Source organism: Pantoea sp. NGS-ED-1003, from assembly GCF_000738765.1.
Lineage (GTDB): Bacteria > Pseudomonadota > Gammaproteobacteria > Enterobacterales > Enterobacteriaceae > Pantoea > Pantoea septica.
On sequence record NZ_JPQA01000005.1, the window covers coordinates 243,891 to 256,666 of the forward strand.

11 protein-coding genes are annotated in these 12,776 nt (G+C 60.6%); 2 read left to right on the plus strand and 9 right to left on the minus strand.

Annotated elements, in window-relative coordinates:
• Positions 1 to 13: 13 nt before the first annotated feature.
• The 8 genes from JS46_RS12070 to JS46_RS12105 form a co-directional block, all read right to left on the minus strand.
• Complete coding sequence (locus JS46_RS12070; RefSeq protein WP_033751399.1) at positions 14 to 670, minus strand: DUF3313 domain-containing protein; 657 nt, start codon at positions 668 to 670, stop codon at positions 14 to 16.
• 109 nt (positions 671 to 779) lie between these two features.
• Positions 780 to 1,415, minus strand: a complete 636-nt coding sequence (locus JS46_RS12075) for a carbonic anhydrase (RefSeq protein ID WP_033751938.1) — start codon at positions 1,413 to 1,415, stop codon at positions 780 to 782.
• Between the two features lie 448 nt (positions 1,416 to 1,863).
• On the minus strand, positions 1,864 to 2,313 hold the full coding sequence (locus JS46_RS12080) for a DUF4385 domain-containing protein (protein WP_033751401.1): 450 nt from the start codon (positions 2,311 to 2,313) through the stop codon (positions 1,864 to 1,866).
• Positions 2,310 to 3,215, minus strand: coding sequence for a glutathione ABC transporter permease GsiD (gsiD, locus tag JS46_RS12085; RefSeq protein WP_033751404.1), 906 nt, complete (start codon positions 3,213 to 3,215; stop codon positions 2,310 to 2,312). Before gsiD ends, JS46_RS12080 begins: the two co-directional genes overlap by 4 nt.
• A 9-nt stretch (positions 3,216 to 3,224) precedes the next feature.
• On the minus strand, positions 3,225 to 4,145 hold the full coding sequence (gene gsiC, locus JS46_RS12090) for a glutathione ABC transporter permease GsiC (protein WP_033751407.1): 921 nt from the start codon (positions 4,143 to 4,145) through the stop codon (positions 3,225 to 3,227).
• A gap of 49 nt (positions 4,146 to 4,194) precedes the next feature.
• Positions 4,195 to 5,730: a glutathione ABC transporter substrate-binding protein GsiB gene (gene gsiB / locus JS46_RS12095; protein ID WP_033751410.1), complete on the minus strand. Its 1,536-nt coding sequence runs from the start codon at positions 5,728 to 5,730 to the stop codon at positions 4,195 to 4,197.
• Positions 5,731 to 5,768: 38 nt separating this feature from the next.
• Positions 5,769 to 7,616, minus strand: coding sequence for a glutathione ABC transporter ATP-binding protein GsiA (gene gsiA / locus JS46_RS12100; RefSeq protein ID WP_033751412.1), 1,848 nt, complete (start codon positions 7,614 to 7,616; stop codon positions 5,769 to 5,771).
• A gap of 9 nt (positions 7,617 to 7,625) precedes the next feature.
• The gene (locus tag JS46_RS12105) at positions 7,626 to 8,585 is read right to left on the minus strand and encodes an isoaspartyl peptidase/L-asparaginase family protein (RefSeq protein WP_033751414.1); all 960 of its coding nucleotides are present in this window, start codon (positions 8,583 to 8,585) and stop codon (positions 7,626 to 7,628) included.
• Positions 8,586 to 8,810: 225 nt separating this feature from the next.
• On the opposite strand from JS46_RS12105, the gene moeA reads away from it, so the two are divergent.
• Both moeA and moeB read left to right on the plus strand, forming a co-directional pair.
• Positions 8,811 to 10,046: a molybdopterin molybdotransferase MoeA gene (moeA, locus tag JS46_RS12110; protein ID WP_033751418.1), complete on the plus strand. Its 1,236-nt coding sequence runs from the start codon at positions 8,811 to 8,813 to the stop codon at positions 10,044 to 10,046.
• Positions 10,046 to 10,798, plus strand: a complete 753-nt coding sequence (moeB, locus tag JS46_RS12115) for a molybdopterin-synthase adenylyltransferase MoeB (RefSeq protein WP_033751420.1) — start codon at positions 10,046 to 10,048, stop codon at positions 10,796 to 10,798. Before moeA ends, moeB begins: the two co-directional genes overlap by 1 nt.
• A 214-nt stretch (positions 10,799 to 11,012) precedes the next feature.
• On the opposite strand, the gene JS46_RS12120 is transcribed toward moeB, so the two are convergent.
• Positions 11,013 to 12,605, minus strand: a complete 1,593-nt coding sequence (locus tag JS46_RS12120) for an ABC-F family ATPase (RefSeq protein WP_033751423.1) — start codon at positions 12,603 to 12,605, stop codon at positions 11,013 to 11,015.
• Positions 12,606 to 12,776 lie beyond the last annotated feature (171 nt).

Genomic DNA, 12,776 nt, shown 5'->3' on the forward strand with positions numbered 1-12,776 from the left:
CTCGGCGCGCGACTCAGGGCGCGCTGAAGTGCACGGCGTCGCTGACCGTATCGTCAATGGCGCTTTTCACGTCAGCGTAAGTGATGGGCGCGCTGCTGTTGTTCAGCGGCTTGCCGAACGCCTTGCGCACTACCTTGATCAGCGGCTTGCCGGTCTGCGCGTCGCGCGCCTCGATCTCCAGAAACAGCGCGCTATTCTGGGTGCGGTGGCCGGTGGCCGCCATGGTGCTGGCAATCACCGCCGCCACCGGCACCACCTCATAGAACTGGACGCCCTCGTTTTCCGCCGTCACGCCGGTAATGGCGCTGCGCACGATCAGCGTATGCGGACCAGGCTGGGTCACCAGCTTTTTACGTTCGCCAATCGCCGCCTTAAGTCGCGTATCGGTGTAGCTGCGGATCTGATCCAGCGTCTGCTGGCTGACGCGCGCCGTCGGCTTCGCCGCCGGATAGTAAACCACCGGCGTATAAACGACCGAGGTATAGTCGCTGTCGCGATAGTCGGGCGAGATCCAGCGCAGCGTAGGGCGATCGCTGGCGGAGGTGGCGGGTTTAAGCTGGCTGTAATCAGTGATAAAACCGGAATATTGCTGTTTATCGGCAACGTGCGAGGTGCATCCCGCCAGCAGCATGGCGCTCGCCATCAGGGTCAACAAGGAAATTTTGCGCATAGTCAGTTCTCAAGTGGAAACAGGACGTTAATAGCTTAGATAATCCGTTGAGAACGTGCCGGGAGAAACAGAAAGAAAACGCCCGCTGCGGGTGCAGCGGGCGAAAGGCTTACTCGAAGCAGGTTTCCGGGTTATCGGAGAGAGAGATAAAGCTCTTGCCGCCTTCGGTCAGGGCGATGATTTTGCCTGACTCGATATCGTAGACCCAGCCGTGCAGGCGCACTTTGCCTTTACGCAGCGCCAGCGCCACGGATGGATGTGTCTTGATGTTGTTCAGCTGGGCGATGACGTTCTCTTTGACCATCTCGTTCAGCTTCGCTTCCGGCGTCTCGTATTCGCGCTCTTCCACCACGGTTTTCGCCGCATCGGCGTAGTGCAGCCAGTGATCGACCGCCGGCATATTGTCCATGCACTGACAGGAGGCGATAGCGTTCATCGCGCCGCAGTTGGAGTGACCGCAGATGATAATTTCGCTTACGCCCAGCACCATGACCGCATATTCGATGGTGGCCGATACCCCGCCTGGCTCCGGCCCGAACGGCGGCACGATGTTCCCCGCGTTGCGGATCACGAAGAGCTGGCCCGGCTCCTGCTGGGTCACCAGCTCCGGTACTAACCGGCTGTCGGAACAGGAGATAAACAGCGCTTTCGGATTTTGGTTCGACGCCAGGCTTTTGAAAAGATCCTTCCTTTCAGGAAACACATTCTGTTGAAAACTCAGAAATCCGTTAACGATCTCTTTCATCATTGCGCTCTCACATTATCCACTTAGTCGACTGCGGCGACAGGTGTCCGCAGCTGCCTTGTTATCTGCTTATTATTGAATTCACAGTAAATTTGAATTCAGGATTTAAGCACCAGGCCGCGTTAAACTCAACCCTGTTCTGATCATTGACAAATGATGCGCCTGTAGCGGATAAGAATTTTTGCTGAAATTCCGGCAGGTTAGCCTCACACCATCCGGCCGCGACGTTTGCACTTATTTACGTAACATGCGGGCAGATCGCCGCCTTTTTATCAGGTAAAAGCGCCGCTTATCTCACTGAAAAGACGTCATAATTCCCCCACAAAAAGCACGGCAATTTCAGGCGAAACGCGACGAAAACGCGCACGCGCAATCGCCGACGTGCCGAATGAGGCCAGCGTCAGGTAGGATGGATGGCGAAATTCAGCCGATCGCTGGCATGATGGATTTAACCGTACAGCTTCTGATGCGCCTGCTTGCGCGTCAGGTAATCTTCATCTTCGCGCAGGCGATCCCAGTAGGCTTTGAAAACGGCCGCCGCAGCGGCCTTTTCTTCGTCGACGCCGCGCGGCAGCTCGTTGCCGTCGGCGTCGTACTTGCGCCCGCCCTTGTGATTGCTGTAGCGGCGCGCGCGGGTATAGCCCATCTGGATGAACTTGCGCGCCATATCCATACCGACAAAATCATCCTGCGCGCGGTAGGCTTCAAACAGCTCCATGATCTTCGCCGCCGATGCTTCGGCGATCGGCACGGTGCGGAAGCGCCAGTGCGGCAAGATTTCGCTTTTATAGGGCTCTACCATCAGCACGCCCTGCTCGCCGCGCCCGACCTGATAGCGCTCCGGCTGTTTGCGGAAGTCGATGGTTTTAAAGTCCTGCTCGTAATCGAATTTTTTCATGTCTTGAGTTTAGGATCGAGTGCGTCGCGTAGCCCGTCGCCAAGCAAATTAAATGCTAAAACCGTGAGAAAAATCGCGAGACTGGGAAAAATCGCCACGTGCGGCGCCAGTACCATATCGGCGCGCGCCTCGTTGAGCATCGCGCCCCACTCCGGCGTCGGCGGCTGCGCGCCCAGTCCGAGAAACGACAGGCTGGCGGCGGTAATAATCGAGGTGCCGATGCGCATGGTGAAGTAGACCACGATAGAGGACACCGTGCCGGGCAGAATATGCCTGAGTAGAATGGTGGCGTCGGACGCGCCGATGCTGCGCGCCGACTCGATATAGGTCTGATGCTTCAGCACCAGCGTATTGCCGCGCACCAGGCGGGCGAACGCCGGAATGCTGAAAATAGCCACCGCGATAATCACGTTGCTCATGCCGCTGCCCATAATCGCCACCACGGCAATCGCCAGCAGAATGCCGGGAAAGGCGAACAGCACGTCGCAGATGCGCATGGTGACGCGATCCCAGGCGCCCTCGTAGTAGCCCGCCAGCAGGCCGAAGAAGGTGCCGATGGCCGCGCCGATCGCCACCGAAAAGAAGCCGGCGATCAGCGAGATGCGGGTGCCGACCAGCACGCGGCTGAAGATATCGCGGCCCAGCGCATCGACGCCGAACCAGTGCATCAGCGAAGGCCCCTGATTGAGCCGGTCGTAGTCGAAATAGTTCTCAGCGTCGAACGGCGCAATCAGCGGCGCGATAAACGCCAGCACGATCAGCAGCAGCACGAACAGCCCGGCGGTCATCGCCACCGGCTGGCGACGAAAGCGTCGCCAGAACTCGCTCCAGGGCGTACGAACCCGATTTTCCGTCGTCAGCGGCAGGCTTTTCAGCACCGCTTCGCGTCGCCAGTTTTTCATTGCGACTCCTTACCTGTAGCGAATAGCGGGATTGATTGCCGCATAGAGCAGATCGACAATCAGGTTAATCAGGATGAACTCCAGCGAGAAGAGCAGCACTTCGGCCTGGATCACCGGGTAGTCGCGCATCTCCACCGAATCCACCAGCAGGCGGCCGAGGCCAGGCCAGTTGAAGACCACCTCCACCACGATCGAGCCGCCGAGCAGAAAGCCGAACTGCAGGCCCATCATGGTGACCACCGGGATCATGGCGTTGCGCAGGCCGTGTTTGACCACCACCAGCGATTCGCGCACCCCTTTGGCGCGCGCGGTGCGCATATAGTCTTCCTGCATCACCTCGACGAACGAGGCGCGGGTAAAGCGCGCCATCACCGCCGCCACGGCGGCGCCCAGCGTAATCGACGGCAGAATATAGTGCCGCCAGCTGTCGGCGCCGACGGTCGGCAGCCAGCCCAGCTCCACCGAAAAAACCTGCATCAGCAGCATGCCGAGCGCGAAGGCGGGAAAGGAAATGCCCGAAACCGCCAGCGTCATGCCGAGGCGATCGGGCCAGCGGTTGCGCCACACGGCGGAGACGATGCCGATCGTCATGCCGAAAATCACCGCCCAGATCATGCTGGCCAGCGTCAGCCACAGCGTCGGCATAAAGCGGGTGGCGATCTCCTCGGCGACCGGCCGCTTCGACACCAGCGAATGGCCGAAGTCGCCCTGCAGCGCATTCAGAATAAAGTGCCAGAACTGCTGCGGCAGCGGCTGATCCAGACCCAGCTCCTGGCGCACCAGCGCCACCACCGTGGCGTCGGCGTCCTGACCGGCGATCAGGCGCGCCGGATCGCCTGGCAGCAGGTGCACAAACAGGAACACCAGCACCGCGACAATCAGCAGCGTCGGGATCAGCCCGAGCAGACGTTTAATAAAATAGTTAAGCATGCGAAATCCTGCGCAGCGGCGGCCAGCCCGCGCGGGCTGGCCGATCGGGTTACTTCAGGTCGGCCTCGTCAAAGCTGAATGAGGTATCGGGCATCACGTAAAACCCGGTCAGCGACGCGGTGTTGGCGGAAACCAGCTGCTCCACCACCAGCGGGATCCACGGATGATCGTTCCAGATCTTATCCTGCGCATCTTTATACAGGCTGGCTTTACGCTCGCGATCGGTGGTCTTCAGCGCATCGGCCAGATCTTTATCCACCTGCGGATTGCTGTAGAAGGCGGTATTGAAGATCGCCGGCGGCCAGGAGGTGGTGGCGAATAGCGGCGTCAGCGCCCAGTCGGCTTCGCCGGTAGAGGCGGACCAGCCGGTGTAGAACATGCGGACGCCGCTCTCTTTCTGTCCTTTACTCTCCACCTCGGCGGCGCGCTGGCCAGCGTCCATCGCCGTCACTTTGACCTTCACGCCCACCTGCGCCAGCTGCTGCTGGGTAAACTGCAGCACTTTTTGCGCGGTGCTGTGGTTATGCGATGACCAGAGCGTAGTCTCAAAGCCGTTGGGGTAGCCCGCTTCCTTCAGCAGCTCGCGCGCTTTGGCCGGGTTATACTGAATCGCCGGGTAGCGCTGCGCAAAGTCGATCGACGGCGGCACTATGCCGGTCGCCGGCGTCGCGTAGCCGGCAAAGGCGACTTTAGTCAGCGCCTCGCGGTTGATGGCGTACTCTAGCGCCTCACGCACTTTCGGGTTATCGAACGGCTTCTGGGTGACGTTCAGGCTGATATAGCGCTGCATGATCGACGGCGAGGTCACCACCTTCAGCTTCGCGTTCTTCTCCAGCAGTTTGGCCTGCTCGAAGGGGATCGGGAACGCGAAGTTCGCTTCGCCGGTCTGCAGCATCGCCGCGCGCGTGTTGTTGTCCACTACCGGGCGCCAGGTAATGCTGTCGAGCTTCGGATAGCCCTTCTTCCAGTAGCCGTCCCACTTTTTCACCTTCACGTAGTCGGTCTGGTTCCAGGTTACCAGCTCATACGGGCCGGTGCCGACCGGGTGAAAGCCGATCTCTTTGCCATATTTCTTCAGCGCGGTGGGCGAAATCATCGCGGCGGCCGGGTGCGCCAGATTGTTGATAAAGGCTGAAAAAGGCTGCTTCAGGGTGATCTTCACCGTAGTGGGATCGACGGCCTCGGTGGTGGCGATATATTTAAACAGGTTATAGCGCTTAAGGTGGTTATCCGGATTGCTGGCGCGCTCCAGGTTAACCTTGACCGCTTCGGCGTTGAAGTCAGTGCCGTCCTGGAATTTAATCCCTGGGCGCAGCTTAATGGTGTAGGTCAGGCCGTCCGGGCTTGCCTGATAGCTTTCCGCCAGCACGTTGGTCAGCTTCATCTCTTTATCGAAGCCGAACAGCCCCTGATAGAACGATTTCGCCACCGCCTGCGACAGCGTGTCGTTGGCGTCGTAAGGATCGAGCGTGGTGAAGTTGGACCCGACGGCGATAACCGCGTCTTTTGCCGCCCAGGCGGGCAGCGCCGCCATGGCGCTCATCACGCCCGCAGCCAGTAACCCTTTACGCATTGCGTTGTGCATCGTGTTCTCCTGTATCCCTGCTTAGTGTGATTGTGATGTCAGGTGCTGCTGATAGCGTGGCGCGCGACGAAATGGCCTGGCGCCACCTCCATCAGCGGCGCGACTTCAGGCTCGTCGCCCAGCGCGCGCACGGCGCTGGGTATTTCATCCACCATCAGCGCGCGTTCGCGCCGGCGATGCGCCGGATCCGCCACCGGCACGGCGGCCATCAGCTTGCGGGTATAGGGGTGGCGCGGCTGCTCGAACACCGCCTGGCGCGGCCCCATTTCAACGATTTGTCCCAGATACATAACCGCCACGCGATGGCTGATGCGTTCGACAACGGCCATATCGTGCGAAATAAACAGGAAGGCGATGCCGAATTCGCGCTGCAGATCGAGCATCAGATTGACGATCTGCGCCTGAATCGATACGTCAAGCGCCGACACCGACTCATCGGCGATAACCACTTTGGGATTGAGCGCCAGCGCGCGCGCGATGCAGATGCGCTGGCGCTGGCCGCCGGAGAATTCGTGGGGATAGCGCTGCGCGTGCTCCGGCAGCAGCCCCACCTTTTCCAGCAGCCAGGCGACGCGCTGTTCCGCCTCGCGGCGCGGCATCACCTTATGCACCAGCAGCGGCTCCATAATAGAGAAGCCCACCGTCAGACGCGGATCGAGCGAGGCGTAGGGATCCTGAAAGATAAACTGGATATCGCGCCGCAGATGCGCCAGCGCCGAGCCGGCGAGCCTGTCGATGCGCTGGCCGTTGAAGGTAATGGTGCCGCCCTGGCTCGCCACCAGCCGCAGCAGCGAACGCCCGGTGGTGGATTTGCCGCAGCCCGATTCGCCTACCAGCGCCAGCGTCTCGCCGGCGTAGAGATCGAAGCTCACCTTCTCTACCGCGTGTACGCGACGCTTCACGCGGTTAAGCAGGCCGCCGCGAATATCGAAGCGCGTCACCAGTTCGCGCACCTGCAAAATCGGCTCGAGGTCGCGACGCACAGTATCCTGCGGCGTCTCCGGCTCCGCCTGACCGCCGGCGCGCAGCAGCGGAAAACGCGCGGGCAGCGGCTGGCCGCTCATCGCGCCGAGCTTCGGCACCGCCGCCAGCAGCGCCTGGGTATAGGGCTGCTGCGGCGCGTCGAACAGCTGCTGCACCGGCGCGCTCTCCACCACGTCGCCGCGGTACATCACCTGGACGCGGTCCGCCATTTCAGCCACCACGCCCATATCGTGGGTGATAAAAATCACCCCCATCTGCATCTCTTTTTGCAGCACGCGGATCAGCTGCAGGATTTGCGCCTGAATGGTGACGTCGAGCGCCGTGGTCGGCTCATCGGCGATCAGCAGCGCGGGACGGCACGACAGCGCCATGGCGATCACCACACGCTGGCGCATGCCGCCGGAGAGCTGATGCGGATAGCGCGACAGCACGCCCTGCGCTTCGGGAATGCGCACCAGATCGAGCATACGGCGCGCTTCCGCCAGCGCCTGCTGATGGCTTTTGCCCTGATGCAGGCGGATCGATTCGGCGATCTGCTCGCCAACGGTGAAAACCGGGTTGAGCGAGGTCATCGGCTCCTGAAAAATCATCGCCATGTCGGCGCCGCGCACGCGGCGCATCACGCCTGGCGCTGCGCGCGTCACATCCAGCAGCTCGCCGCTGCGGCGGCGCAGCACTATATCGCCGCTGACCTCGCCGCCCGCCTGTTCGATCAGCCGCATCAGCGCCAGCGAGGTGACCGATTTGCCGGAGCCGGACTCGCCGACGATTGCCAGGGTTTCGCCACGCTGCACCTCGAGCGACAGGTCGCGCACCGCGTGCGTCACGCGCCCTTCATGGCTGAAGCGCACGTTGAGATTGCGTACCGCCAGAACCTGATCCGGCGCCATTTGCTGCGTCATGCCTGCTCCTTAGCCTTCGCGGTAGATGCCGACCTCAATCTCTTCGCCCACGCGCGCGACGCCGCGGTACATGCCTTCGCTATTGAACGGCAGCGCCACGTTGCCGAAGCGGTCGATAGCGATCAGGCCGCCGCTGCCGCCCAGCTCAGGAATGGCGTCGTGAATGACGTTAACGCACGCCTGCTGCAGCGAATGGCCGCCGTAGCGCATCTGCGCGGCGATATCGTAGGCCGCCAGGGTGCGAATAAAGACTTCACCCGTACCGGTGCAGGAGACCGCCACCGTATCGTTGCTGGCGTAGCAGCCTGCACCCGGCAGCGGCGAATCGCCGACGCGGCCCGCCTGTTTGTTGGTCATGCCGCCGGTCGAGGTGGCGGCGGCAAGGTTGCCCTCCGCATCGATCGCCACCGCGCCGACAGTGCCGAATTTACGGTCGGGATGGAGCGGGTCGTCCGATTTCGCCGCGCCGTCGTGATCCAGCACCATCTCGTCGCTGGCCAGCGCGCGCTGAAGCTGCTCCCAGCGTTCCGGCGTCGAAAAGAAAGCGGGATCGACCTCTTCCAGCCCGTTATCCCGCGCGAACTGCTCCGCGCCCGCGCCGATAAAGAGCACGTGCGGACTCGATTCCAGCACCTTGCGCGCCGCCAGCACCGGATTGCGCAGGCGCGACACGCCTGCCACCGCGCCTACCGCCAGCGTGCGGCCGTCCATTACGCAGGCGTCCAGCTCGTGCGTGCCCTGATGGGTGAACACCGCGCCCTTGCCAGCGTTGAACAACGGGCACTCTTCCAGCTGCCGCACCGCTTCGGTCACGGCGTCCAGCGCGCTGGCACCCTGCGCCAGCATCTGCTGTCCCGCGCTAAGGATATCGCTCAGCGCCTGACGATACGCCTGCTCTTTTTCTGCGCTCATTGCCGAGCGCGTAATGGCGCCTGCCCCACCGTGAATGGCGATGACTGCTTTAACCATAACGCTTGCCCTGTCCTTTTACCGGAGTGAAAACACTGATTTAAAATGGTTTTCAGCCAATTTAAATGATTTTTGACTATAGAAAGCCTGTCAAAGCTTGTAAAGGGGAAACTGGCGCGTCAGCCATAACCTTTTATTGTGGCTTATGCCGCGGCGGAAATGTGACTCCGCTGGCAATTAGCACCATAATAGTCAGCAACTGTCTTTACTCAGGTTGCTAATACGATGGAAAGCTTTACCGCAGGATTAATTTCTCTGGAAGAGGCGCAGGCGAAAATGCTGGCGCAGCTTCAGCCTCTGCGCGATCGCGTCAGCGTGCCGCTGGCGGACGCGGCCGGCCGCATTACCGCCTTGCCGGTCACCTCGCCGATCGACGTGCCCCCGTTTGATAACTCGGCGATGGACGGCTACGCCGTGCGGCTGGCCGATATTCAATCCGATCGACCGCTGAAGATCGCCGGCAAAGCCTTTGCCGGCGCCCCTTTTGACGGCGACTGGCCGGCGGGCAGCGCGGTGCGCATTATGACCGGCGCGCCGGTGCCGCCAGGCTGCGAAGCGGTGGTGATGCAGGAAGAGACGCGCGAGGTCGAGGACGGCATTGTGATTAACGCGCCGGTGCGGGCGGGACAAAATATCCGCCTGATCGGCGAAGATATCCGTCGCGACCAGCCGGTGCTGGCGGCAGGCGTGCGCCTCGGCGCGGCAGAGCTGCCGCTGCTCGCCTCGCTCGGCCTGGCCGAGGTCAGCGTGCTGCGCAAGCTGCGCGTCGCGGTTTTCTCCACCGGCGACGAGCTGCAGCCGGTCGGCCAGCCGCTGGCGCCGGGTCAGATCTACGACACTAACCGTTTTGCCGTCTCGCTGATGCTGCGCAAGCTCGGCTGCGAGGTGATCGACCTGGGCATCATCAAAGATGATCCGCAGGCGCTGCGTCACGCTTTCGCAGAGGCGGATCGGCAGGCCGACGTGGTGATCAGCACCGGCGGCGTGTCAGTGGGCGAAGCGGATTTCACTAAAGCTATGCTGGACGAGCTGGGCGTCATTACCTTCTGGAAGCTGGCCATCAAGCCGGGCAAGCCTTTCGCCTTCGGCCGTCTCGCCAGCAGCTGGTTCTGCGGGCTGCCGGGCAATCCGGTGTCGGCCGCCGTCACCTTCTATCAGCTGGTGCAGCCGCTGCTCGCCGCCCTGACCGGCCAGCGCGAATCGCCGCTGCCGCCGCGTCTGCGCGCGCGCGCCGCCTCACGCCTGAAAAAATCACCCGGCCGCCTCGATTTCCAGCGCGGCATCATGCGCCGCGGCGCGGACGGCGAGCTGGAGGTGCACAGTACCGGCCATCAGGGCTCGCACGTATTTAGCTCGTTCGCCGCCGCCAACTGCTTTATCGTGCTGGAGCGCGATCGCGGCGCGGTCGAGCCGGGCGAATGGGTCGAGGTGGAGCCCTTCAACGCGCTGCTGGAGGGATAATGCTGCCTGAACTCAGCGATAAAGAGATGCTGCGCTATAACCGCCAGATTGTGCTGCGCGGCTTCGACTTCGATGGTCAGGAGAAGCTCAAAGCGAGCCGCGCGCTGATTGTCGGTCTCGGCGGGCTGGGCTGCGCGGCGTCGCCTTATCTGGCCGCGGCGGGCGTCGGCGCGCTGACCCTGCTCGATTTCGATACCGTCGCGCTGTCGAATCTGCAGCGTCAGATCCTGCATCACGACGCGGATATTGGCCGCGCCAAGGTCGACTCGGCGGCGGAGAGTCTGTCCGCCATCAACCCGCATGTGCATATCGATACCGTTAACGGCATGCTGGAAGATGAGGCGCTTGAGACGCTGATCGCCAGCCATCAGGTGGTGCTCGACTGTACCGACAACGTGCAGATCCGCGAACAGCTGAACCGCCTGTGTCGGTCGCGTGGCGTGCCGCTGGTTTCCGGCGCGGCGATCCGTATGGAAGGCCAGATTAGCGTCTTTACCTGGCAGCCGGGCACGCCCTGCTATCGCTGTATTAGCCGCCTGTTCGGCGAGCAGACGCTCAGCTGCGTCGAAGCGGGCGTGATGGCGCCGCTGGTCGGGGTGATTGGCGCCATGCAGGCGATGGAGGCGATTAAAGTGTTGACGGCCTTCGGCACGCCCGCCTCCTCGCGGCTGCTGATGTATGATGCGATGAGCGCGGAATTCCGCAGCGTGAAGGTGGCGCAGGATGCGCACTGCGAAGTCTGTGGTAAATAATAAAGGGGATAGCTTACGCTATCCCCTTTATGCCCTCAATTAAGCTGTCTGCCTGTTTTGCGCTAACGCAAGTGGCGTGGACCGATCGCAAAGTCGCTTTACGCATCCCTGCTCGCTCGGCCCGCGCCATCCATGGCGCGGGACGCTTTGCTCTTCGGTCCACGCCACCCGCTTATTAGCGTTCTTCGTCGTCTGTCAGAAGGATCCGGCGGCCTTAGTAAATACCCTGACTGCGCAGATAGTCTTCGTAGGTGCCGGTAAAGTCCACCACGCGGTCCTCTTTGATCTCCAGCACGCGCGTCGCCAGCGAGCTGACGAATTCACGGTCGTGCGAAACGAAAATCAGCGTGCCTTCATACATCTCCAGCGCCATATTCAGCGACTCGATCGACTCCATATCCAGGTGGTTGGTCGGTTCGTCCATAATCAGGATATTGGGTTTCTGCATCATCAGCTTGCCGAACAGCATGCGCCCCTTTTCCCCGCCCGACAGCACCTTCGCCGGTTTTTTGATGTCGTCGTGGCTGAACAGCAGACGACCCAGAATGCTGCGCACCGCCTGCTCGTCATCCCCTTCCTGCTTCCACTGGCTCATCCAGTCGAAGACGCTAAGGTCGTCGGCGAAGTCGGCGGCGTGATCCTGCGCGTAATAACCGATGCGCGCATTTTCCGACCATTTAACGCTGCCGCTGTCTGGCTCAAGTTCGCCTACCAGCGTTTTCAGCAGCGTGGATTTACCAATACCGTTCGCGCCGATAACCGCCAGCTTTTCGCCCACTTCAAGCAGCAGATTGAGATTTTTAAACAGCGGACCGTTATCAAAACCTTTGGTAAGCGCTTCGACTTCCAGCGCATTACGGAACAGCTTCTTGTCTTGTTCAAAACGAATAAACGGGTTTTGACGGCTGGACGCTTTAACTTCATCCAGCTTGATTTTATCAATTTGTTTCGCGCGCGACGTCGCCTGACGCGATTTAGAGGCGTTGGCGCTAAAGCGGCTGACGAAAGACTGCAGCTCGGCGATCTGCGCTTTTTTCTTGGCGTTGTCTGCTAATAAACGTTCGCGCGACTGGGTAGCCGCCGTCATATACTCGTCATAGTTGCCTGGATATACGCGTAATTCGCCGTAATCGAGATCCGCCATATGCGTACAAACCATATTCAGGAAGTGACGGTCGTGCGAAATGATGATCATGGTGCTTTCACGCTCGTTCAGCACCTGCTCCAGCCAGCGGATAGTATCAATATCCAGGTTGTTGGTTGGTTCGTCCAGTAACAAAATATCAGGATTTGAAAATAACGCCTGCGCCAGCAGCACGCGTAATTTCCAGCCCGGCGCAATTTCGCTCATCGGGCCATAATGCTGTTCAACCGGGATGCCAACGCCGAGTAATAACTCGCCAGCGCGCGACTCGGCGCTGTAGCCATCCATTTCGCCGTAAAGCGCTTCAAGGTCTGCGACTTTATAGCCTTCCTCTTCGCTCATTTCCGGCAAAGCATATATGCGGTCGCGCTCCTGCTTTACTTCCCACAATTCATGGTGACCCATGATGACGGTGTCCAGCACGCTATATTGTTCAAACGCGAACTGGTCCTGTCTTAACTTGCCGATGCGCTCGTTGGGATCGTAAGAGACATTACCGCCGGTGGGCGCCAGATCGCCGCCGAGGATTTTCATAAAGGTGGATTTACCGCTGCCGTTTGCACCGATTAAACCGTAACGATTACCGCCGCCAAATTTTACGGAGATATTTTCGAACAGTGGCTTGCTGCCAAACTGCATGGTGATATTGCTGCTTACTAACACGGCATTGACCTTTATGGCTGAGTGAGGGGAAAAACGGCGGCCATTATGCCAGACATCGCCTTACGCATGCCAGCGCCAGGCGTGCGGCCTGAGGCAAGCCGCTGGCAGTGGGGGAAAAATAAAAAGCCGGTGGCTGTTCAGGCCACCGGCTCCCACTTGCAAGGATTGGGT

Excerpts from the sequence above, each read along its gene's own strand:
- gsiA (WP_033751412.1), bottom strand. The coding sequence starts at position 7,616 with ATGACGCAGCAAATGGCGCCGGATCAGGTTCTGGCGGTACGCAATCTC.
- JS46_RS12070 (WP_033751399.1), bottom strand. The coding sequence starts at position 670 with ATGCGCAAAATTTCCTTGTTGACCCTGATGGCGAGCGCCATGCTGCTG.
- JS46_RS12080 (WP_033751401.1), bottom strand. The coding sequence starts at position 2,313 with ATGAAAAAATTCGATTACGAGCAGGACTTTAAAACCATCGACTTCCGC.
- JS46_RS12075 (WP_033751938.1), bottom strand. The coding sequence starts at position 1,415 with ATGAAAGAGATCGTTAACGGATTTCTGAGTTTTCAACAGAATGTGTTT.
- gsiC (WP_033751407.1), bottom strand. The coding sequence starts at position 4,145 with ATGCTTAACTATTTTATTAAACGTCTGCTCGGGCTGATCCCGACGCTG.
- moeA (WP_033751418.1), top strand. The coding sequence starts at position 8,811 with ATGGAAAGCTTTACCGCAGGATTAATTTCTCTGGAAGAGGCGCAGGCG.
- JS46_RS12105 (WP_033751414.1), bottom strand. The coding sequence starts at position 8,585 with ATGGTTAAAGCAGTCATCGCCATTCACGGTGGGGCAGGCGCCATTACG.
- moeB (WP_033751420.1), top strand. The coding sequence starts at position 10,046 with ATGCTGCCTGAACTCAGCGATAAAGAGATGCTGCGCTATAACCGCCAG.
- gsiB (WP_033751410.1), bottom strand. The coding sequence starts at position 5,730 with ATGCACAACGCAATGCGTAAAGGGTTACTGGCTGCGGGCGTGATGAGC.
- gsiD (WP_033751404.1), bottom strand. The coding sequence starts at position 3,215 with ATGAAAAACTGGCGACGCGAAGCGGTGCTGAAAAGCCTGCCGCTGACG.